The 23,095-nt window shown below is 74.9% G+C and carries 10 protein-coding genes; 8 read left to right on the forward strand and 2 right to left on the reverse strand.

Features of this window, described 5'->3' with window-relative positions:
- Positions 1-7 precede the first annotated feature (7 nt).
- The 8 genes from ACPXCB_RS15035 (at position 8) to ACPXCB_RS15070 (ending at position 18,494) form a co-directional block, all read left to right on the forward strand.
- Positions 8-6,556 carry an amino acid adenylation domain-containing protein gene (locus ACPXCB_RS15035; RefSeq protein WP_425875831.1) on the forward strand — a complete coding sequence of 2,183 codons (6,549 nt, stop codon included), beginning with the start codon at positions 8-10 and terminating at the stop codon, positions 6,554-6,556.
- Complete coding sequence (locus ACPXCB_RS15040) at positions 6,553-9,000, forward strand: beta-ketoacyl synthase N-terminal-like domain-containing protein (protein ID WP_425875833.1); 2,448 nt, start codon at positions 6,553-6,555, stop codon at positions 8,998-9,000. The genes ACPXCB_RS15035 and ACPXCB_RS15040 overlap by 4 nt, the downstream gene beginning before the upstream one ends.
- Before the next feature lie 4 nt (positions 9,001-9,004).
- A complete protein-coding gene (locus ACPXCB_RS15045) occupies positions 9,005-10,024 on the forward strand; it encodes an LLM class flavin-dependent oxidoreductase (RefSeq protein ID WP_425875835.1) in 1,020 nt (339 codons plus the stop codon).
- Positions 10,021-11,616, forward strand: coding sequence for an MBL fold metallo-hydrolase (locus tag ACPXCB_RS15050; RefSeq protein ID WP_425875837.1), 1,596 nt, complete (start codon positions 10,021-10,023; stop codon positions 11,614-11,616). Before ACPXCB_RS15045 ends, ACPXCB_RS15050 begins: the two co-directional genes overlap by 4 nt.
- Positions 11,613-15,209, forward strand: a complete 3,597-nt coding sequence (locus tag ACPXCB_RS15055) for a CocE/NonD family hydrolase (protein ID WP_425875838.1) — start codon at positions 11,613-11,615, stop codon at positions 15,207-15,209. The genes ACPXCB_RS15050 and ACPXCB_RS15055 overlap by 4 nt, the downstream gene beginning before the upstream one ends.
- A complete protein-coding gene (locus ACPXCB_RS15060) occupies positions 15,206-16,507 on the forward strand; it encodes an aspartate aminotransferase family protein (protein WP_425875840.1) in 1,302 nt (433 codons plus the stop codon). The genes ACPXCB_RS15055 and ACPXCB_RS15060 overlap by 4 nt, the downstream gene beginning before the upstream one ends.
- Positions 16,508-16,523: 16 nt before the next feature.
- Positions 16,524-16,736 carry an MbtH family protein gene (locus ACPXCB_RS15065; protein WP_393145799.1) on the forward strand — a complete coding sequence of 71 codons (213 nt, stop codon included), beginning with the start codon at positions 16,524-16,526 and terminating at the stop codon, positions 16,734-16,736.
- 447 nt (positions 16,737-17,183) lie between these two features.
- Positions 17,184-18,494, forward strand: a complete 1,311-nt coding sequence (locus ACPXCB_RS15070; RefSeq protein WP_425875842.1) for a condensation domain-containing protein — start codon at positions 17,184-17,186, stop codon at positions 18,492-18,494.
- Positions 18,495-18,552: 58 nt separating this feature from the next.
- Here ACPXCB_RS15070 and ACPXCB_RS15075 read toward each other — a convergent pair whose 3' ends face one another.
- Positions 18,553-20,832 (reverse strand): condensation domain-containing protein, encoded by a 2,280-nt coding sequence (locus tag ACPXCB_RS15075; protein WP_425875844.1) that lies wholly within the window; start codon positions 20,830-20,832, stop codon positions 18,553-18,555.
- Positions 20,829-23,095 (reverse strand): non-ribosomal peptide synthetase (locus ACPXCB_RS15080; protein WP_425875846.1); only part of this gene is annotated, 2,267 nt, incomplete at its 5' end. The genes ACPXCB_RS15075 and ACPXCB_RS15080, both read right to left, overlap by 4 nt.

Consider the following 23,095-nt stretch of genomic DNA (forward strand, 5'->3'; position numbering starts at 1 on the left):
GAGCCAGATGACCGAGCACACCGGCGCCCTGATCCACGAGGCGGCCGACGTCGTCAACCTGGGTGCCGCCCTGTCGCACCAGGCGCGGATCCAGCCCGAGAGCCCCGCCCTGCACCTGGTGGCCGAGGACGGCTCCGCCGACACGGTGGACTACGCGACGCTCGACGCCCGGGCCCGCCGGGTCGGCGCGGCCCTGGCCGGGCACTGCCGCCCCGGTGACCGGGTGCTGATGCTCGTGGGGGCGGGTGTCGACTTCCTCGCCGGCTTCTTCGGCTGCCTCTACGCCGGCACCGTGCCGGTTCCGCTGGCCGCCCGGCTCAACCGGGCCAGCGCCCCGGTCGTCGGGCGGATCCTCGACGACGCGCAGGCCACCGCGGTGCTGGCCGCCCGCGCGGTCACGAGCGCCGTGGACCTGACCACGCTCATGCCCGGTCGTCGGCTGCCGGTCCTGGAACTGGAGTCCCTCGACGCCGCGCCCGCCGGCTGGCAGCCGGCGGTGGCCGAGGGCGGACTGGCGTTCCTCCAGTACACCTCGGGCACCACCAGCACCCCCAAGGGCGTGATGGTCAGCCACGCGAACCTGCTGGAGAACCTGCGGGCCATCCGCCGCTCCTTCGCCTTCGACGACGCGACGGTGATGGCCTCCTGGCTGCCCCCGCACCACGACATGGGGCTGATCGGCACCCTGCTCACCCCCGTCTACCTCGGCGTGCCGACGGTGCTGATGGACCCGGCGACGTTCATCCGTACCCCGGTGCGGTGGCTCCAGGCGATCAGCCGGTACCGGGCCACCATCAGCGGCGGGCCCAACTTCGCCTACGACCTGTGCGTGCGCAAGGTCGCCGAGGCCGACCGTGCCGCCCTGGACCTCAGCTCCTGGCGGGTGGCGTTCAACGGCGCCGAGCCCGTACGCGCGGCGACCCTGCGCGCCTTCGCCGCGGCGTTCGCCCCGCACGGTTTCGACGAGCGGGCCTTCCTGCCCTGCTACGGACTGGCCGAGGCGACGCTGCTGGTCGCCGGGCGGGCCCGGGCGCAGCGGCCCGTCGTGACCACGGTGGCCGACCCGGACCCCGCCGGACCCGCCGCCCACCGCCCCGGCACGGAGGTGGTCGGCTGCGAGATCCTGCCCGAGGCGGAGGTCCGGATCGTCGACCCGACCGGCCACCCCGTCCCCGACGGCACGGCCGGCGAGATCTGGGTCCGGGGCGGCAGCGTCGTCGACGGGTACTGGAACCGGCCGGAGGAGTCCGCGCGGACCCTGCACGCCACCCTCGGCGGCGACCCCGACGACGGCCCCTACCTGCGCACCGGCGACCTCGGCTTCCGCCAGGACGGGCAGCTGTACGTCCGCGGCCGGATCAAGGAGACCGTGGTCATCCGCGGCCAGAACCACTACCCGGACGACATCGAGCAGACCGTCCGCGCCGCCTGCCCCCGCCTCGGCGGGCGGATCGCGGCGTTCGGTGTGGACGTCGCCGACGACGGCCACGGCGTCGGCGAGGCCGTGGTCCTGTGGTACGAGACCCGCTCCGACCGGGCGTCGGAGGAGGCGCCGGCCATCGCCGAGGCGGCCCGCCGGGCCGTGGTGACCGTCCACGGCCTGGACCTGCATCGGGTACTGGCCGTACCGCCCGGCACCATCCCCGTCACCACCAGCGGCAAGACCCGTCGTGGCGACTGCGCGCGGGCGTACGCGGCGGGCAGCGCCACGATCGTCGCGGACGATCCCCTGCGCCCGGCGGCGCGCCCCGCCCCGGCCGCCGCGCCGGAGCAGGCGCAGCGACTGCGCGCCCTGGCCGGCGGGCTGCTCGACGTCGACCCGGAGCGGATCGACCCGGACCGTTCCCTGCCGGAGCTCGGGTTCGACTCGCTGCGGGCCGTGGAGCTGCAACACCTGATCGAGGGGGAGTGGGGCGTCCGCCCGGCCCTGACCGACCTGCTGGGCGACAGCACGGTGGCTGAACTGGCCGCCGCGCTGCCGTCCGCGCCCGCGTCGGCCGACCCGCCGGCCACCCCGGCCGCCGCCGACCGGCCCTACCCGCTGTCGTACGGCCAGCGGGCGATCTGGTTCCAGGGCGCCCTCGCCGAGGACCCGGCCAACCTCAACCTGTGCCGCGCGGTCACCGTCGACGGCGAGCTGGACGCCGGGGCGCTGGCCCGCGCCGTGCGCGACCTCGGCGTGCGGCACCCGGCCCTGCTCACCCGCTACGACGACACCGGCGCCGAGGTGACCCAGCGGGTGGCCGACGACGCCGAGGTCACGCTGGAGGTGCGCGACGCGGCGGGCTGGCCGGCGGGCCGGCTCGACGAGGAGATCGAGGCGGAACTCGGGGTCGGCTTCGCCGGCCCGCCCCTGCTGCGCGCCGTGCTGTTCCGGCACGCGGCGGACCGCCACACGCTGCTGCTCTGCACCCACCACAGCGTGATGGACGTGTGGTCGCTGGCGGTGCTGGTCGAGGACCTGGCGACCGGCTACGGCCGGCACGCCGCCGGGGACGACGCGGCACCGCCCGCACCCGCCGCCCACCCGGCCGACTTCGTGGCCTGGCAGCGTTCCTTCCTGGACGGCCCGGCCGGCCGGGAGCTGACCGCGACGTGCCAGGCCCAGGTCGCCGACCTCGTGCCGTTGGACCTGCCGACCGACCGGCCCCGCCCGTCGGTGCGCACCTTCCGGGGCGCCGCCCACGCCTTCCGGCTCGACGCCGACCTGTGCGCCGGGATCGACGCGCTCGCCGCCTCGCAGGGGGTCAGCCGCACCGCCGTGCTGTTCGCCGGCTACGCGGCGGTGCTGTCGCGCTACGCCGGCCAGGCGACGTTTCCGCTCGGCTTCGTGCACGCCGGGCGGGTCCGCGGCCGCTTCGCCGACCTGGTCGCCTACCTGGTCAACCCGCTGCCGGTGCCGGTGGACCTGTCCGCCGACCCGGAGTTCGGCGCCCTGGCCCGGGCGGCCCACGACGCGGTGCTGGCCGCCTCCGACCGCGCCGAGGTGCCGTTCGGGCGGATCGTCGAGGGGCTCGGGCAGGCCGCCGACGCCAGCCGCGGCGCGCTGCTCAGCGCGGCCTTCGCCTACCAGCACGGGCGCGGCACCGACCGGCTCGGCCTCACGCCGATGGTGCTCAACCACGAGGGGGCGCTGGGGGACTGGGCCGGGCTGCGGGTGCACAGCCGGCCCGTGCGGCAAAGGGCCACCTACTACGACCTCTCCCTCTACCTGGGCGAGCACGACGGCGAACTGCTGGGCACCTTCGACTACAGCACCGACCTGTTCGACGCCGACACCATGGGCGTGCTGGCCGAGGCGCTGACCGCGCTGCTGTCCGCGGCCGTCGCCGCGCCGGCGACCCCCGTCGGCGCCCTGCCCCTGCTCGGCGCCGAGCGGCACCGGCAGGTGCTGGTGGAGTGGAACGACACCACGGCCGACTACGACACCGACCGGTGCGCGCCGGAGATCGTCGCCGAGCAGGCCCGCCGGACCCCGGACGCGCCGGCCGCCATCGACGACACCACCCGGCTCACCTACGCCGAGCTCAACGCGGCGGCGAACCGGCTGGCCCACCGGCTGATCGGGCTGGGCGCCGGTCGGGGCACCCGGGTCGGCCTGCTGGTGCCCCGCTCCACGGTCAGCCTCACCGCCGTGCTGGCGATCCTCAAGACCGGCGCCGCCTACGTGCCGCTCGACCCGTCGTACCCGGTGGACCGGCTGCGGTTCATGCTCGCCGACTCCGGGGCCCGGCTGCTCGTCGCCGCCCCCGGCGCGGCCGTCAACCTCCCGGACGTCGAGGTGGTCGACCCGGCCGAGGAGTCGCTCGCGGCCGAGGACGACCGCGATCCGCAGCCGACCGCCCACCCCGACGACGTGGCCTACGTCGTCTACACCTCCGGGTCCACCGGCACCCCGCAGGGCGTACTCGGCCTGCACCGGGGCATCGTCAACCGGCAACGGTGGATCATGGACCGCTTCCCGGTGTGGCCGGACGAGGTGGGCAGCCACAAGACCTCGCTGAGCTTCTTCGACTCCGGCGGCGAGATGTTCCTGCCGCTCTTCGCCGGCGCCCCGGTCGTCGTGGTGCCCGAGGACGTCGGACGCGACCCGGTACGCCTGGTCGACCTGCTCGCCCGGCACCGGGTCACCCGCCTGGTGGCCGTACCGTCGTTGCTGCGGGCCATCCTCGACGGCGTCGCCGACGTCGGCGGGCGCCTGGCGGCGCTGCGCTACTGCCACTCCAGTGGGGAGGCGCTCACCCCCGACCTGGCCGCGCGGTGGCTGGCGGCCCTGCCCGGCTGCGTCCTGGTCGACCTCTACGGCTCGTCGGAGATCTCCGCCGACGTGACCCTGGACGTGGTCACCGGACCGGAGCGGGTCGGCAGCGTCGGGCGGCCCATCGGCAACACCCGCATCTACGTCCTGGACGAGGCCATGCGGCCGGTGCCGCCCCGCTTCGCCGGCGAGGTGTACGTCGGCGGGGCCGGCCTGGCCCGTGGCTACCTCGACCAGCCGGCGTTGACCGCGGCGCGGTTCGTCCCCGACCCGTACGGCGACGGCGGGCGGCTGTTCCGCACCGGTGACCGGGGCCGGTTCAGCCACGACGGGCGGCTGGAGTTCCTGGGCCGGGCCGACCACCAGGTGAAGGTCCGCGGCTTCCGGATCGAGCTGGGCGAGATCGAGTCGACGCTGCGGGCGCACCCCGGGGTCGCCGCCGCCGTGGCCGCGCTCGCCCAGGCGCCGGGCGGCGGCGAGCAGCGGATCGTCGCGGCGGTCGTGCCCCGGCAGCGCAGCGGGTCGTCCGCGCCGGCCGGAGCCGATCCGGGCGGGGCACCGGCCACCACCCGGGTGTCGGACTGGCGGCTGCTCTACGACCGGATGTACACCGAGGCCGGTCCCGCCGAGGAGGCCCAGCAGGCGATCTGGACCAGCAGCTACACGGGCACGCCGTTCACCGACGTCGAGATGGGCGAGTGGATCGACCAGGCGGTCCGGCGGATCCGGGAGCTGCGCCCCCGCCGGCTGCTGGAACTCGGCTGCGGCACGGGCAACCTGACCCTGGCGCTGGCGCCGGACTGCGAGGCGTACGTCGGCACCGACTTCTCCGCCGCCGGCCTGAAGGTGCTCGAACAGCGGCTCGACGCCGAGGGGGTGGACCGGGACACGGTCACGCTGCTGCTGCGCGAGGCCGACGACATCACCGGCATCGAGGCCGGCAGCTTCGACACCGTGGTGCTGCACTCGGTGACCCAGTACTTCCCCCGCCACGACTACCTGCGCGGGGTGCTGCGCGCGGCGGTCACCGCGGCCTCGCCCGGCGGGCGGATCTACCTCGGCGACGTGCGCGACCTCGACCTGTTGGAGGTGTTCCACGCCTCGGTGGAGCTGGGCGCCGACCCGGAACCCGGCCTGACCGTCGCCGAGCTGCGCCGCCGCGTCACCGCTCGGGTGCTCGCCGACGACGAGCTGGTGCTGGCCCCCGACCTGTTCCTCACCGCGCCGGACTGGCTGCCGGGGGTGACCGGGGTGGAGCTGCACCTCAAGCGCGGCCGGCAGGCCAACGAGCTGAGCGCGTTCCGCTACGACGTCGTCCTGCACGTGGGCACCGCCCCCGACGGTGACGCCGCCGAGCCGGTCGAGCCGGTGCGGCTGGACTGGACGCGCGACGGGCTGGACGTCGCCCGGCTGCGGAGCCTGCTGCGCGGCAACCGCACCCGCCCGGTGGAGGTGCGCGACGTGCCGAACGCGCGGCTGGTCACGGTCGCCGGCCCCGTACGCCGGCTGGCCGGTCTCGCCGACGCCGACCCGGTGACCCGCCCGACCGGCGAGCTGCCGCCCGGGGTCGACCCGGAGGACTGCTGGAGCATCGGCGAGGCGCTGGGCCGACGGACCGCCGTGGTGCCGTCGACCGCGCGCGACCCGTACACGATGGACCTGCGGTTCTGGCCCGCCGCCCGACCGGACGACACGGTCGGCTGGACCCCGCCGCGGGCCCGGCGCGCCGACTGGCCGGAGCTGGCCAACGACCCGCTGGGCGCCACCGCGCGGCGGGACCTGCTGCACGACCTGCGCACCCACCTGCGGCAGCGGCTGCCGGAGTTCATGGTGCCGCTGCTGCACCTGGTCGACGAGCTGCCCACCACGGCGACCGGCAAGGTGAGCCGGCGCGCCGTCGCGGCCGAGGCCACCGAGGCGCTGGCCCGGCTGGGCGCGGGCGCCACGGCCCGGCCGCTCGCCGCGGCGGCCGGCGGGCTCCAGGCCCAGGTCACCGAGATCTGGCTGGACGTCCTCGGCGTCGGCGCCGTCGGGCTCGACGACAACTTCTTCGACGTCGGGGGCAACTCCCTGAGCCTGGTCCAGGTGCACATCCGCCTCCAGGAACTCCTCGGCCGGCAGTTCCCGCTGGTCGACCTGTACGAGCACACCACCGTGCGCAAGCTCGCCGAGCACCTCGGCGAGCCCGCGCTTCCGGCGACGGACCCGCCCGTCGACCCGGGGCCCGACCGCAACGAGCAGGTGGCGAACCGCCGCCGGTTGATGCGCCAGCGTATTCAGGAAGTGGGAAGTCGATGAGCAGCGAGATGGACATCGCCGTTGTGGGGATGAGCGGACGGTTTCCGGGCGCGGCGAACGTCGCCGAGTTCTGGGAGCTGCTCCGCGACGGCGTCGACGCCGGCCGCGAGCTGACCGCCGCCGAGCTGGACGCCGTCCCGGCCGAGGAACGCGCCGACCCGGCGTACGTGCCGGTGTGGTCGGGCATCGAGGGCGCCGACCGGTTCGACGCCCAGTTCTTCGGCTACTCGCCGACGGACGCGACGCTGATCGACCCGCAGCACCGGATCCTGCTGGAGTGCGCCTGGGAGGCGTTGGAGGACGCCGGCTACGACAGCCGCCGCTTCCCCGGCGACATCGCCGTGTACGCCGGCTGCGGCCTGAACCAGTACCTGCTCTACCACCTGCTGCCCCAGCAGGAGCTTGTCGACTCGGCCGGCCGGCTGGGCATGGCCGTCGCCAGCGACAAGGACAACCTGGCCACCCGCATCTCGTACAAGCTCGACCTGACCGGGCCCAGCATGACGGTGCAGACCAACTGTTCCTCGGCCCTGGTCGGGCTGCACCACGCGATCAGCAGCCTGCTCGACTACCAGTGCGACATGGCGATCGTGGGCGCGGTCAGCGTCAAGAACCCGGTGCCCCGCGGCTACCGGCACGAGGCCGACGGCATCAACTCGCCCGACGGCCGCTGCCGGGCCTTCGACGCCGAGGCCGCCGGCTACCACCTGGGCGACGGCGCCGGCGTGGTGGTGCTGCGCCGCCGGGAGGACGCCGAGGCCGCCGGCGACCGGATCTACGCGGTGGTCAAGGGCTCGGCGGTGAACAACGACGGCGCCGGCAAGGTCAGCTTCGTGGCGCCCGGCCGGTCGGGCCAGGTGCGGGTGATCCGCCGGGCGCTGCGGGTCGCCGACGTCCAGGCAAGCTCCATCCAGTACGTCGAGGCCAACGGCAGCGGCACCCTGATGGGCGACTCGATCGAGGTGTCCGCCCTGGAGGAGGCGTACGGCGCGGCCGGCGCGTCGGGCACCGGATGGGCGATCGGCTCGGTCAAGCCGAACGTCGGCAACCTCGACACCGCCTCCGGCGTGACCTCGCTGATCAAGGCGGTCCTCGCCGTCCACCACGGCGAGTTGCCGCCGTCGATCCACTTCCGCAAGCCCAACCCGCAGACCTCCCTCGACCGGGGGCCGTTCCGCGTCAACGACATGCTGCGGGACTGGCCCGAGGTCACCGGGCCGCGCCGCGCGGCGGTCAGCTCGTTCGGCGTCGGCGGCACCAACGCGCACGTCATCCTCGAACAGGCGCCGCCGCCCGCGCCGCCGGGGCCGAACCCGCCGGCCGTGCTGCTCGCGGTCTCCGCGGCCGGCGGCGAGGCGCTGGCCGCCGCCGCCAACCGGCTCGCCGAGCACCTCGGGCGCCACCCGGAGCAGGCCCTCGCCGACGTCGCCTACACCAGCCAGGTCGGCCGTCGCGCGTTGCGCCACCGGGCCTTCGTGGTGGCGACCGACGCCGGCGAGGCGACCCGCGCGCTGGCCGCCGTCGGCGCGGGCGAGGCGTCGCCGGAGACCGCCACGGTGGCGTACGCGTTCCCCGCCACCTGCCCCGACCTGGCCGCGCTGTGCGACGCCCTGCCCCGGCTGCGGGCGGAGGTCGACCGGGTGGCCGGTGAGCTGGGCGTCGACCCGGCTGCCGGCGGGGCGGGCTCCGACGCGGCCACCGTCACCGGGCAGCTCGCGCTCGCCCGGCTGCTGGGCGCCTGCGGCGTGTCCCCGGTCGCCGCCCGCGGCGAGGGTCCGGGCGCCGTGACGGCCGCCGTCGTCGACGGCCGCTGGACGGTGGCGGAGGCCGGGCGCGCCCTGCGCGCCGGCAGCCACCCGCCGGCGCCGGCCGGGGTGCCGGCCGAGGCCGACCTGACGCTGGCCGTCGGCCCGGCCGAGGCGTCGACGCTGGCGCTGACCGACGACGCCGGGAGCCTCCGTGGGCTGCTCGGCGCGCTCGGCGAGCTGTGGCGCCGGGGCGTCGAGGTGGACTGGGCCGCCCTGCACGAGGGCGCGTCGCGGCGTCGCGTCGGCCTGCCGACGTACCCGTTCCAGCGGACGCGGCACTGGGTCGACCCGGTGGCCGTGGCGCCCGTGACCGGCCCGACGTCGGCGGCACCCGCCGCCGACGGCCAGCCCGCCGCCGGCTCGGTCCTGGAGGAGGCGGTGGCCGCCGTGTGGCGCCGCCGGCTCGGGGTGGACCGGATCGGGTTGCACGACTCGCTGCTGATGCTCGGCGCGGACTCGCTCAGCGCCGCCCGGACGCTGCGGGACCTCGCCCAGGCCTTCCACGTCGACCTGCAACTCGGCGTGTTCCTGCAGACCCCCACCGTCGCCGCGCTCGCCGAGGTGATCGACGGCAAGCTGCGCGAGGCGCAGGAGATCCGGGCCGCGCTCGCCGCGGTCACCGAAGAGGGAGCGTGAGGCCGTGCCCGACGTCAGCTTCATCACCGTGGTGCCCCGGGTCCGGGACCTGACCGCGTACGCGGACACGGCGATGTCCGTCATCCGCCGCACCGACGCGGCGGACCTCGACGGGGTGCTCATCTTCACCGGCAGCGGCGCGGTGCTCGACCCGTGGGTCCTGGCGACCGCAGCGGCGGCCGGCACCACCCGGCTCAGCCCGCTGGTCGCGGTGAACCCCGTCTACCAGCACCCGTTCACCGCGGCCCGGATGGTCGCCTCGCTCGGCCTGCTCTACCAGCGGCGGATCGACCTCAACCTGATCACCGGCACGGCCGTGAGCGACCTGGACGCGCTCGGCGACCGGCTGGACCACGACGACCGGTACGCGCGCCTCGCCGAGTACGTCGAGATCATGATGGGGGTGCTGGGCAGCCGCCGCCCGTTCAGCTTCGACGGGCGGTTCTACCAGGTGTCCCGGTTGCAGCTCACCCCCGGTCTTCCCGCGCACCTGCTGCCCCGGCTGTTCGTCGCCGGGCAGTCCCCGGCCGCCCGGCAGGTGGCCGAGCGGGTGGGCGCCACCAGCATCCAGATGCTCACGGCGGCCCGGCCCGACGCCGACGGGGCGCCGGGCGCGCTGAACTTCGGGCTGCTGACCCGGGCGACGGCGGAGGAGACCGAGCGGGTCGCCGAGGCCCGGTTCCCGGAGGACCCGGACGGCGCGAAGATCACCGCGGTCACCATGGCCAACACCGACTCCGTCTGGAAGCAGCGGCTCTTCGCCGAGGCGGAGGCCGGCCAGGGCGCCGTCACCGTCGACCCGGCGTACCGGCTCGCGCCGTTCCGCTCCGGCCAGGCGGACGGGCCGTACCTGGTGGCCGACCACGCCGGCGCCGTCGAGCGGCTGCTGGCGATGGTCCGGGCCGGCGTACGCACCTTCGTGCTGGACACCCCCACCGACGACGAAGACTTCCACCACCTCGCACAGGTCGTCCGGACCGTCCGGGACCGACTGCGTACGGACTCCACCGAGGGAGCGCGATGAACCAGCCCTTCGCCAGCCACGACCTGGTGCACGCCCGCCCCAACCTGGCGCTGGAACCGCTCATCCACCGGTACTACGCCTGGCTGAACCTGGTGTCGCCGGTGCCGGCGGCGATGAACTTCGCCAAGCTGCACGTGCCGCTGCTGCGCTCGTTCCTCGACGCGCCGGCGCTGCACCGCCGCTCGGCCCGCGACCCGAAGCTGCGCGGCGGCATGTTCGTCGACCTCGAGGACGACCAGCTCGACGGGGTGTCCGACCTGGCGGCCCGGCTCGCCGACGGGCCCATGCCGGAGCTGTCGGCGGCCATGGACGAGCTGACGGTCAACCTGGAGAAGCTCGCCGACGGCTTCGACCTGACACCCCGCTACGGCGAGATCCCGCCGGCCCTGCGCGGCTACGTCGAGCTGGTCTACGACCTCAACGACCACGCCCGGATCCGGCTCGCCGAGCGGATGCTCTACCGCTCGCGACACTTCGACGAGACCGCCCACTCGGTGGACCTGTCGCTGGCCACCAGCGACGAGCGGCCCTTCGCGATGACCACCCCGCGGTTCCCCGGCAACGGGCACGTGCAGGCCACCATGCCGCTGCGGGACCCCCGCATCGACCTGCTCTTCTCCACCATGACCACGGCCCGGCCCTTCGGCGAGCTGCGGGAGGCGTTCGACGTCTCCGACGCCGACCTGGCCACCTTCAGCGGGTTGTTCTCCGCCGAGCCGGGCTGCAGCCCGGACCGCAACCTGGACGGCCCGGGGCTGCGGGTGCGCTACTTCGGGCACGCCTCCGTGGTGGTGCAGTCCGGCCCGGTCACCGTGATGACCGACCCGTTCCTGTCCGACGCCCTCGGCGACGGCGACCGGTACGCCTACGCCGACCTGCCCGACGTCATCGACTACGTGCTGATCACGCACGGGCACCAGGACCACCTCGAACTGGCCAGCCTGCTGAAGCTGCGGCACCGCATCGGCACGGTGGTGGTGCCGAAGACCGCCGCCGGGGCGTTGCAGGACCCGTCGCTGCGGCTGTGCCTGGAGGCGCTCGGCTTCCCCAACGTGGTCGACGTGGAGCCGGGCGAGACCATCGAGCTGCCCGACGGGCAGATCGTGGTGTGCCCGTTCGTCGGCGAGCACTGCGACCTCGACATCGCCGCGAAGGTCACCTACTCGGTGCGTACCGGCGGGAAGAACCTCTACTTCGGCGCGGACAACCGCTGCGTCGACCCGGCCCTGTTCGGCCACATCCACGACATGATCGGCGACGTCGACATGGCGTTCCTCGGCATGGAGTGCGACGGCGCCCCGCTGTCCTGGATGTACGGTCCGCTCTTCTCCCGCCGCATCGACCAGAAGATGAGCCGCAGCCGCAAGCTCAACGGCTCCGACGCCGTCGAGGCGATGGGCATCGTGCGGCGGCTGCGGGCCCGGCAGGCGTACGTGTACGCGATGGGCCGCGAGCCGTGGCTGGTGTTCGTCATGGCGACGAACTACACCGACGAGTCGTACCAGCTCAAGCAGATGGCGGAGTTCTTCCAGCGCTGCGCCGACGTCGGGGTGCCGGCGCGGGAACTCTACGGACGGGCCGACCTGGCATGAGCCGCACCTGGACCTGCCGTTCGCAGTACGTGGCCACCCGCGACGGGACCCGGCTGGCGGCGTACGTCTTCCGGCCGGTCGGCCAGCGTGACCCCGCGCCCGCCGTCTGGGCCCACGACCGCTACCACCAGGTGTCGCCGCGCCCCGGGCGCGACGACTTCCTGGCGGTGGTACGCGCCGAACTCGCGGACGTCGACCTCACCGACATCGACGACCTCGGCGTGGCCGAGGTGGCCCCCGGGGAGGTGACGCTGCGGGCCTTCCCGGTCGCGCAGCGCCTGCTGGCCCGCGGCTACGTCGTGGTGGTGGTGGACAGCCGGGGCAGCGGCGCGTCGTTCGGCACCAGCGACGGCCCGTTCTCCACGGCCGAGGCGACCGACACGTACGACGTCACCGAGTGGATCGCCGCCCAGCCCTGGTGCGACGGCCGGGTGGGCATGTTCGGCCGCTCCTACCTCGGCGTCTCGCAGTACCTGGCGGCGAGCACCGCCCCGCCGCACCTGGCGGCGATCTTCCCGCAGATGGCGCTGTTCGACCTGCACCGCTTCGCCTGGGACGGCGGGGTGTTCCGGGACGACTTCGCCCGCGCCTGGGGCGAGGACGTGCGCGAACTCGACAGGCGTGGCCCCGTCGCGCCCCTCGACGACGACCCCGACGGCCTTCTGCTGGCCGCCGCCCGCGACCAGCACGTGGCTAACCGGGACGTCCGGACGATGTTCGCCGGCCTGCCCGGGCGCGAGTCGCGGCTGGCCGACACCGGCGAGGCGGCGTACCTGACCCGCAGCCCGTCGGCGCTGCTGGAGGCGATCAACGCCTCCGGGGTCGCCGTCTACCACCTGGGCGGCTGGCACGACGTCTGGGCGCGCGACGCGACCGAGTGGGCCAGCCGGCTGACCGTGCCGCACCGGGTGGTCATCGGCCCCTGGCCGCACACCGGCGGGGTGCTGGGCGGCGCCGGCTACAACCTGGCCGACGAGCACGTGCGCTGGTTCGACCACTGGTTGCGGGGCCGGGACACCGGGATCATGGACGGCCCGGCCGTCCGGTACCACGTGCTGGGCGCCGACGCGTGGCGTACCGCCCGGTCCTGGCCGCCGGAGCCGGCGACGACCGGCACGTGGCACCTCGGCCCGGCCGGCGAGCTGGGACCGGAACCCCGGGCCGGCGGGGCCCGGCGGTACGAGGTCGACTACGCCACCACGTCCGGCAAGACCAGCCGGTGGGCCAGCGGCTACGGCTCGCCCTTCCAGCGGCCGGACCTGACCGACAACGACACCCGGGCGCTGTGCTGGACCTCCGACCCGCTGACCGAGGCGGTCGAGCTGGTCGGCGCCCCGGTGCTGCGCCTGGCGGCCCGGGTCACCGACGGCCCGGCGGACGTCTTCGCCTACCTGGAGTCGGTCGCCCCCGACGGCACCTCGCTGTACGTCACCGAGGGCTGCGGCCAGGTCGACGGCGCTCCCGGCGACTCCCGCCTGGAGATCGAGCTGCACCCCATCGCGTACCGGTTCGCGGTGGGCGACCGGATCCGGCTGGCGCTCACCGGGGCGGACGCCGACAACGCGCTGACCGTGCCCCGGGACGTCGCGCCCGTGCTGACGGTGCGCCACGACGCCGACGCCGCCCCGACGCTGGAGCTGCCCCGCGCGGCAGCCCTCGAACGGCGCGACGCCGACGCCGGGGCGGACGACGCCACGGCCCCGCTCTCCGTGGCGCAGCGGGCGATCTGGCTGGCCGAGCAGGCCGGTACGAGCGGGGCGGCGTACCACCTCGACGCGGCGGTCGAGCTGACCGGGCCGGTGGACGCCGGCGCGCTGCACGCGGCGGTCGACGAGATCGTCCGCCGGCACGAGGCGCTGCGGACCACCATCGTCGAGGTCGACGAGGAACCGGTCCAGCGCATCCACCCGGCGGCGCCGCTCACCATCGCGCGCCTGGACCTCACCGACGCGCCCGCCGACGGCTGGGCGGGCGACGAGCGGGTGACCGGATTCCGCGACCGCCGGTGGGACCTCGCCCGGGAGTGGCCGATCCGGGTCGCGACCGTGCTGCTGCCCGCCGGCCGGACGGCGCTGCTGCTGGTGGTGCACCACGTCGCCGCCGACCCGACCGCGGCGGAGATCTTCTTCGCGGAGCTGGCCCGGCTCTACCCCTCGTACGCGCGAGGGGAGCCGCTCCGGCTGCCGGACGTGCCGTGCCGGTACGCGGACGTGGCCCGCCGCCAGCAGGCCGAACTCGCCGGGCCGGGCGCGGCCGACCAGCTCGCCCGGTGGCGGCGCTACCTGGACGGCGCCCCGCACGTGATCACCCTGCCGACGGACCGGCCCCGGCCGCCGGTGCTGGACCACCGGGGCGGGTCGGTGCGCTTCACCGTCGACGACGGGCTCGCCGCCCGGCTGGTGGCGGCGGCCGCCGCCGCGCGGACCAGCCCGTTCACCCTGCTGACCGCCGCGTTCGCCCGCACCCTGAACGCGTACGGCGCGGGCGACGACCTGCTGATCGGCACGCCGAGCCTGCAACGCGACGACGAGTCGACCCGCGACCTGATCGGCTGCCTGGTCAACCTGCTGCCGCTGCGGATCCGGGTGGACCGGGACGCCACCGTGGCCCAGTTCCTGCACGACGTACGCGGCAGCGTGCTGACCGCGCTGGAGCTGCGCCGGGTGCCCTTCGACACGCTGGTCGGCGAGCTGCGCCCACGCCGGGACCCGGCGGTCTCCGCGCTGGTGCAGGTCTGCGTCCGGTTCGGCCGGGCGGTGCCGGACCGGTTCCGGCTGGGGCAGGTCGAGGCGGTCCGGCTGGAACCGCCGGAGTGGACGTCGGCGAAGTACGACCTGGCGCTGGCCGTGAACCAGGTCGGCGAGGACCGGATGGTGGGCAGCCTCGACTTCCGGCTCGCCCTGTTCGACCGGGCCACCGTCCAGCGGATCCTCGACTCGATGCTGACCGTGCTCGACCAGCTCGTCTCCGACCAGGAGCGGCCGGTGGGGGAGCTGTCCGCCATGCCCCGCCGGGAGCTGCGGGCCGTGCTCGACGGCTGGAACCCGGCGCGGCTGCCGGACGCGCTGGTCGGCCAGGACGACCTGCCGGCCGTGGCCCGCTGCTACGTCCTCGACGACCGCGCGCGGCCCATGCCGGTGAACACCCCGGGGCGGCTGTGGGTCAGCGGCGTCGGCGAGGTCGACGACCTGTACGCCGGCACGCCGGGGGCACGGATGCGGGACACCGGGGCCACCGTGCGGTGGAGCACGGCGGGACGGCTGGAACTGGTGCCCGCCGCCACCGCCCCCGGGCGGCCGACCGCCCCGCCGGAGGCCGCCCCGGACCCGGCGCAGCCGACCGCCGCGCCGACCGACGACGGCCGCTCCGAGGTGCTGGACCAGCTCGGGCAGATCTGGGCCGCACTGCTCAAGGTCGACGGCGTCGACCCCGGCGACGACTTCTTCGACCTGGGCGGCGACTCGCTCTTCGCGATCCGCCTGATCAGCCGGATCCGCAAGGCGTACCAGGTCCGGCTCTCCCTGCAGGACGTGTTCGCGGCGCCGACGCTGGCCGAGCAGGTCGACCTGGTCCGCGAACGGCAGGCGTCGTGACCGGGCCGGTCTTCTACCCCTGGTCCGCGCAGGAGGAGATCGATCCGGTCCGCGTGGCCGGCGGCGCGGGCAGCTGGTTCTGGGACGAGCAGGGCAACCGGTGGCTCGACCTGCACGCCCAGATGGGCAACCTGCACCTGGGCCACCAGCACCCGGCCCTGGTGGCGGCGGTGACGGAGCAGGCCGGACGGATGTGCACGATCGCGCCGTCGTTCGCGGTCGACGTCCGCGACCAGGCGGCCCGCTCGATCGTCGAGGTGGCACCGGGGGACCTGGAGACGGTCCTGTTCACCACCGGCGGCGCGGAGGCCGTGGAGCACGCGGTGCGGATGGCGCGGGTGGTGACGGGGCGGCCGAAGGTGCTCGCCGCCTACCGGTCCTACCACGGTGCCACGGCGGGTGCGCTGGCGTTGACCGGCGACCCCCGCCGCTGGCCGGTGGACACGGCCAGCGGCGGCGCCGTGCACTTCATGGGCCCGTACCCGTACCGCAGCGAGTTCCACGCCGAGAACGCCGCGCAGGAGGGCGAACGGGCGCTGGAGCACCTGCGCCGGCTCGTCGGGTACGAGGGCCCGGACACGATCGCCGCGATCCTCGTCGAGCCGGTGGTGGGCAGCAACGGCGTGCTGGTGCCGCCGGACGGCTACCTGGCCGGCGTCCGCCGGCTCTGCGACGAGCACGGCATCCTGCTGATCGCCGACGAGGTGATGACCGGCTTCGGCCGCTGCGGTCGGTGGTTCGCCGGCGACCTCTGGGACGTGGTGCCCGACCTGATGACCTTCGCCAAGGGGGTCAACTCCGGCTACGTGCCAGTGGGCGGGGTGCTGCTGTCCCGCGCGGTGGCGGCCCACTTCGCGCACCGCCGCTACCCCGGCGGGCTCACCTACTCCGGGCACCCGCTGGCCTGCGCCTCCATCGTGGCGGCGTTGCGGGTGCTGCGGGAGGAGAACCTGGTCGACCGGGCGGCCGCACTCGGCCGCGACGTGGTGGGCCCGGCGCTGGCCGAGCTGGCCGAGCGCCACCCGATCGTCGGCGACGTCCGTGGCGTCGGCCTGGCCTGGGCCGTCGAGCTGGTCCGGGACCGCGCGACCCGCGAGCCGCTGGCGCCGTACGCGGCCCCGGGGACGCTGGCGCCCGAGATGGCCGCCGTCCTGGCGGCGTGCAAGCGGCAGGGCGTCTGGCCGCTGGCGGCGGGCAACCGGCTGCACCTGTTCCCTCCGTTGACCATCACGGAGGAGGAGTTGACCGCCGGGATCGCCGGGATCGACCGGGCCCTGACCGAGGTGTCTCAGCTGTGAGGAGAAGAAGATGACGGTGGAGCAGACGGAGACGGCCGACATCTGCCGGGTCGTGGTCAACGACGAGGAGCAGTACTCGATCTGGCCGGACGGGCGGGAGATCCCGGCGGGCTGGCGGGAGGAGGGCTTCGTCGGGCCGCGCGCCCGGTGCCTGGAGCACATCGACTCGGTGTGGACGGACATGCGCCCGCTGAGCCTGCGCCGGGCGATGGCGGGCGAGGCACGGTAGAAGACGTCAGGGTCCGGCCGCGCGGCGCGCGTCGCCCGGTCGGACCCGCCTCCCGTCCGCGCCACGATCACTTCCCGCGAGCGTAAAGCGGCGGGCGGTAATTGCGTGCGTGGTCCCGCTTATCGCCGGAAAAACTTCGGGTTGCGGAGCCGGGGCCGAGATATTAACTGTCTATCCACAGTGGACCCCGGCGGTTCCGGAATGGGAGTCAAGATGCGTGCTCACTGCTGCACGGCAACGACTCTGGTGGACATCGACCTCGTGGTTCGGCCCCCGCAAGAGCCGGCTCGCCTGACAGCTGGAAAACAGGAGACCACGGTCTCCGAGGCAATTCTGGTACGACCCTCTGAAATGCGTCTTCCGGAACGTCGGTAGGCGATCTCGTCAGTTCGCAGATCAGTTGATATTTGGTCCGCCGGGGCCATCTATTCTTCCGGGGGAATTCAGGTGCGGGACCATTTCGAGACGAGCGAACATCAGGAATACCTGTGCCGTCTCGACGGCCGGGTCGGTCCCGCGACCCTGATGACCCAGGTGTGCCACCGCCTGGACGGTGACGTCGACGTCGAGGCGTTGCGGCGCGCCGTCGGGCGGCTGGCCGAGGCGCATCCGTTGCTGCGCCGGGCGTTCGCCGAGCGCGACGGATACGTGGTCCTGCGCGAGGGCCGCGATCGGGCCGACCTGGAGGTCGTCGAGGTGCCCGACGACCGGGCCGCCGTCGGCTGGTGCCAGGCCGCCCTGCGGCGGCCGGTGGACCTGTGGGCCGGGCCGTGCTGGGCGGTCTCGCTGACCCGGACCGCCACGGGCAGCTCCTACCTGCTGCTGCGCGCGCACATGGCGCTTCTCGACCACCACTCCCTCGACCTGCTGGTCGACGACCTGGCCGTCCTCTACGGGGCGGAGCTGGGCGCCAGCGCCGGCCAGCCACCCGCCGCCGAGCCGATCGACGACGTCCTCGACCGGCTCTTCGAGTTGGGCGAGGAACAGGCGGAGGAGGACCTCGACTGGTGGCTCGACACGTTCGGCCGGCTCGGCCCGGTGGAGACCGGGGCCGACCTGACCGACCCGTTCGACGCGACACCGGACGGGCCACCCCCGGCCCCCGGTGGCCACCTCGCGCAGGCGCACGTCCCCTCCGGTTCGATCGTGCCGGCGGTGCGCCGCCTGCGGGTCTCCCCGTTCGCCGCGTACACCGCGGCCCTGCTGGGCGCGCTGGGCGAGCCCGCCGCCACCCGGTCGTTCCGGGTGGCGTTCGTCGTGGACATGCGGTCGTTCCTCGACTGCGAACGCGTCGTCGGCCAGCTGAGCCAGGCCGCGGTCCTGCGGGTCGACGTACCGCCGGGGATCGGCTTCGCCGACCTCAGCCGCCGGGTCGCCCACCAGGCCGCCGAGTCGCTCGGCCACCAGGCCGTCCCCTTCGAGCGGGTCGTCGTGGAGCTGAAGCGGCGCGGGGTGCCGGTGCACCTGCTGGCCCCGGTCTCGGTCAACTACTCCCTGCTGCGGGCGATCGACTGGCCGGGCGCCACCGCCGACGCGATCGAGCTGGACAGCACCTCGGCGTTGGACGACACCGCCGGTCTGGGCGGCTACTTCGACCAGCTCGACGGCGAGGAGCGGCTACGCATCAAGCTGTACGCCGCTGCCTCCTCCTACAGCGCCGGACGCACCGACGAACTGCTGGCGCAGACCCGGCGGTGCCTGGAGCTCGGGCTGGCGTCGCCGGATCAGCCCCTCGCGGCCGGCGCCCCCACCGCCTGACGGCGCTCGCCCTCCGTAGGGCCGCCCGGAATTTCCGCCGAGGGCCGGGCGCCGTCGCTCACCGGTCGTCCAGCGCCCGGGCCAGCCAACCGGCGATCCGTTGCACCGTGGGCCGGCGCAGCAGCGAGTAGTGGTCGCCCTCGTACTCGTGGACGGTGGTCCGGGCGCCGACGTAGCGCTCCCAACGCGGCTGCCAGCGCGGCGACGCGGAGGCCTGCACGACGGTCAGCGGCAGCTCCGCGCCCTCCGGCCGGTACCCGGCCACGGCGGTGACGTGCCGGGCGAAGGTCTCCACCCGGCGGCGCACCTCGCGTACCGGCAGCGCCACCGGGGTCACCCCGGCGTCCACCAGCCACCGGCGCAGCAGCATCGTCTGTTCCTCGACCGGCAGCGCGGCGAGCGTCGCCGCCGTCGGCGCCGGGTGGTCCCGGCCGAGGGACGCGGCGAGGTCCGCGGCGAACCGGGCCGCCGTCGCGCCGTCGTCGGTCCCCTCGCCGGCCGGGCGCGCCTGCCCGGGCGCGGTGTCCAGCACCACCAGCAGGTCGACCGGGCTTCCGGCCCGCACCAGCCGGCGGGACATCTCGTACGCGAGCAGTCCTCCCATCGACCAGCCGCACAGCCGGTACGGGCCGGTCGGCCAGCGGGCGACGACGTCGTCCAGGTACGCCTCGGCGAGCGCCTCGATGGAGTCGCCGGTGGCGTCGGCGGCCGACTCGATGCCGACCAGGTGGTACGCGGGCAGCAGCCGGGCGAGTTCGGCGTACGCGCCGACCGTGCCGCTGACGGGGTGCGGCAGGATCAGCGGCGGGCGGTCGGTCGGCCCGCCGAGGTGCACCAGCGTGCCGGACCCCGTCCCGCCCGGCCGGGTACGCACCGCGGGTGGCGGGGTCGCCGCCCGGACGCCCGGCACGGGCCGGCGCACCGGCAGCGCGTCGACGGTGGCGTGCGGGTCGGCGACGACCGCGTCCAGCAGCGCCACGAAGTCCTCGGCGACGGCGGCCATGTCCGCCGGGTCGAACAGCCCGTCGCGCCAGGTCCAGGCCGCCACGAGCCCGCCCGAGGCGTCGGTCAGGACGTCCAACTGCACGTCGAACTTCGCCGTGCCGGTGTCGACGTCGACCCAGGCGGTGCTCAGGCCGGCGAGCCGGGGCGGGGGCGCGGGCCGGCCCTCCACGCTGAACGCGAACTGCGAGAACGGCATCCGGCCCGGCACCCGCGCCGGGCGCACCTCGTCCACGATCCGTTCGAACGGCACCGCCATGTGGGCGTACGCCCCGAGGGTCAGCTCCCGGACCCGGTCGACCACCTCGGCGAAGGTCGGGTTCCCCGCCAGGTCGCCGCGCAGCACCACGGTGTTGACGAAGTACCCGATCCGGCTCTCGTCCGCCTCGCTCGTCCTGCCCGTCGTCGGCGACAGCACGGCGACGTCGCTGCTGCCGGTGCGTACGGACAGCAGCACCAGGTACGCCGCCAGCAGCGTCATGAACGAGGTGGCCCGCCGGGACCGACCCAGCCGGGTGAGGGCGGTCGTCACGCCGCGGTCCAGCGGCACGTCCAGCCGCCGCCCGGCGGCCAACACCCCGGGCACCCGGTCGCGGACGCCGGGCAGGTCCAGGTCGGGCAGGCCGGCCAGCCGCTCGCGCCAGTAGGCCAGTGCCGCGTCCGGGTCCTCCGGGTCGGCGAAGTCGTCCTCGTCGTCCTCGTCGTCGGGCACCGGCGGATCGAGGTCCGGCGTCTTCCCCGCCCGCAGCGCGTCGTACGCCGTGGCGAAGTGCTCCCAGAAGACCGGGCGGGACCCGCCGTCGAAGACGATGTGGTGCACGGTGACCGCGAGCAGGTGCTCGTCGGCCCCGCAACGGATCAGCACCGCCCGCAGCAGCGGGCCGTCGGCCAGGTCGAACAGCTCGTCGTGGGCCTTCTCCAGCTCCTGCCGGACCCGCTGTTCACGGGTCGTGGTGTCCGTCGTGCCGAGGTCGACGACCGGCACCGGCACCGGCGCGGGGGGACCGATCCGCACGACCACCTCGTCGTCGACCATCGCGAAGGTGGCCCGGAGCAGGTCGTGCCGGTCCGTGATCGCGGCGAGCGCGCCGCGCAGGGCCGGCAGGTCCAGCTCGCCCGTCATCCGCACCACCGTCAGGATGTGGTACGCCGTGCTGGTCGGCTCCAACTGTTGCAGGAACCAGAGTTGCCGCTGGGCCACGGTGGCGGGAGCTGTCGGCGCGTTGTCCAGCCGCTCGCGCAGCAGCCGTACCAGCAACTGCCGGTGCTCCTCCGCCGGCCAGCCGGGCGGTGGTCGCAGCAGCGCGGCGACCGGGTCGGGCGACGGGCCGCTCATCGGGGTGCTCCTGTCTCGTACGGCGGGCCGGGGCGGGTGGCGGCGGTCAGCGCTCGTCGGGCCTGGTCCTCGGTGAGCGCGGCGACGGCCTCGCGCAGGCCGGCCACGGTGTCCACCCAGCCGGGCCGGCGCTCGACGCGGCGCAGCTCGCCGGCCAGCCCCGCGATCGTCGGGTCCCGGAACAGCGCCGCGACCGGCAGGTCGACCTCGAACGCGGCGCCGGCCTGCGCGGTGACCTGGGTGGCCAGCAGGGAGTGCCCGCCGATGGCGAAGAAGTCGTCGCGGACTCCGATGCCCGCGACGGGGGTGCCCAGCACCGTCGCCCAGATCCCCGCGAGCTGCCGCTGCACGGCGTCGCCGGGCGGCGCGGAGCGGACGGTGGCGGAATCCGGTGCGGGGAGTGCGTTGCGGTCGATCTTGCCGTTGCGGGTGAGGGGGAAGTGGGGCAGGGCGATGATGGCGTGGGGTACGAGGTGGCGGGGGAGGGTGTGGTGGAGGGTGTCGCGGAGTTGGTGGGTGTCGATGTTGGTGCCGGTGACGTAGGCGATGAGGTGGCGGCCGGTGGGGAGTGTTCGGGTGGTGACGAGGGCGGCGTCGATGTGGGGTTGTGCGCGTAGGGCGGTTTCGATTTCGCCGGGTTCGATGCGGTAGCCGTTGATGGCGATTTGTTCGTCGGTGCGGCCGAGGAATTCGAGGGTGCCGTCGGTGCGGAGGCGGCAGAGGTCGCCGGTGCGGTAGAGGCGGCTGCCGGGTGGTCCGTACGGGTCGGGTAGGAACCGCTCCGCCGTCTGCCCCGGACGGCCGAGGTATCCCCGGGCCAGCCCGTCGCCGGCGATGCAGAGTTCGCCGGGCGCGCCGGGCGGCACCAGGCGCAGCCCGGCGTCGAGGAGGTGTACGCGGGCGCCGTCGATCGGGGTGCCGAGGTCCGGCCGGTGGGTCCCGTCCGGGCGCACCGGCCCGGCGGTGGCGACGACCGCGGCCTCGGTGGGCCCGTAGTGGTTGACCAGGGCGTAGGGGGTGCGCGCGGAGGGCCGGGTGGTGAGGGCGTCCCCACCCGTGAGCAGCGTGCGCAGCGTGGTGGTGGACGGCGTGGGCAGCCGCAGGACGGCCTCGGCGATCGGGGTGGGCACGAAGGCCTCGGTGAGACCCTGCCGGTGCATCCAGTCGTGCAGCGCGGCGGGGTCGAGGCGGTGGGCCGGGTCGGCGATGTGCAGGGTGGCGCCGCTGACCAGCGTCGGCCAGATCTCCCAGACGGCGGCGTCGAAGCCGAGGCTGGCGATTTGGCCGTGGTGCTCGCCGGGCCCGCTGGGATAGGTGTCGAGGTGCCACCGGACGAGGTTGGCCAGCGCGTGGTGGGCGACCATGACGCCCTTGGGAGTGCCCGTCGAGCCGGAGGTGTGGATGACGTACGCCAGCTGCTCGGGGTGGATGTCGACCCGGGGTGCCGCCGGGGAGGCGGAGCGGTGCGGGGCGAGGGTGACGACGCCGGGGGGTGTGTCGGTGTCGTGGGGGTCTTCGGTGATGAGGATGGTGGTGGCGGAGTTGGTGATGAGGTGGTGTCGGCGTGTGGTGGGTGCGGTGGGGTCGATGGGGAGGTAGGCGGCGCCGGCTTTGAGGACGGCGAGCATGGCGGTGATGGCGGGTGTGCCGGGTGGGAGGCTGACGGCGACGGGGTGGTCGGGTCGGGCGCCGTGGTGCAGGAGCTGGTGGGCGAGGTGGTTGGACCACTCGTCGAGTTCGCGGTAGGTGATTGCGCCCGTCCCGTCGACGACGGCGACCGCGTCGGGCTGGCGTCGGGCCGTCTCCGCCACCAGCCGGGGCACGCACCCCAGATCGCCGTCCGGCCGGCCGGCGCCCCCGGCCGTCGGCCGGCGTCGCCGCCCCGTGGACACCGCCGCTAGCCGCCGGCGCTGGTCGTCGGTGACGGCCTCCACGGTGGACAGGAGCCGGTCGGGATCGGCCAGCACGGCGGCGACGAGGGCGCGGTAGCTGTCGGCCAGGTCGGTCATGGTGCCGGGCTCGTACAGGTCGCGGGCGTAGCTGAAGTACACGTCGACGGTGTCGGTCCCCACCTCCGCGTGGACCGTGAGGTCGAACTTCGCGGTTCCCGGCTCGATCGACACCGGCCGCATCGTGGCGGTGTGCAGTGGCATGGGCTCGTCGGCGATGCCCGTGGCGTTCCCGCCGGTGAAGACGGTTTGGATGAGGGGTGGGGTGTGGCGGTCGCGGGTGGGTCGGGTGTGTTCGACGAGTTTGTCGAAGG

This window comes from Micromonospora sp. DT62 (assembly GCF_049847285.1).
In the GTDB taxonomy this organism is placed as follows: Bacteria; Actinomycetota; Actinomycetes; order Mycobacteriales; family Micromonosporaceae; genus Micromonospora; species Micromonospora reichwaldensis.

Bases quoted from the DNA above. Each gene is read 5' to 3' on its own strand.
- ACPXCB_RS15050 (WP_425875837.1), top strand. From the start codon at position 10,021: ATGAACCAGCCCTTCGCCAGCCACGACCTGGTGCACGCCCGCCCCAAC.
- ACPXCB_RS15035 (WP_425875831.1), top strand. From the start codon at position 8: ATGACCGAGCACACCGGCGCCCTGATCCACGAGGCGGCCGACGTCGTC.
- ACPXCB_RS15075 (WP_425875844.1), bottom strand. From the start codon at position 20,832: ATGAGCGGCCCGTCGCCCGACCCGGTCGCCGCGCTGCTGCGACCACCG.
- ACPXCB_RS15040 (WP_425875833.1), top strand. From the start codon at position 6,553: ATGAGCAGCGAGATGGACATCGCCGTTGTGGGGATGAGCGGACGGTTT.
- ACPXCB_RS15055 (WP_425875838.1), top strand. From the start codon at position 11,613: ATGAGCCGCACCTGGACCTGCCGTTCGCAGTACGTGGCCACCCGCGAC.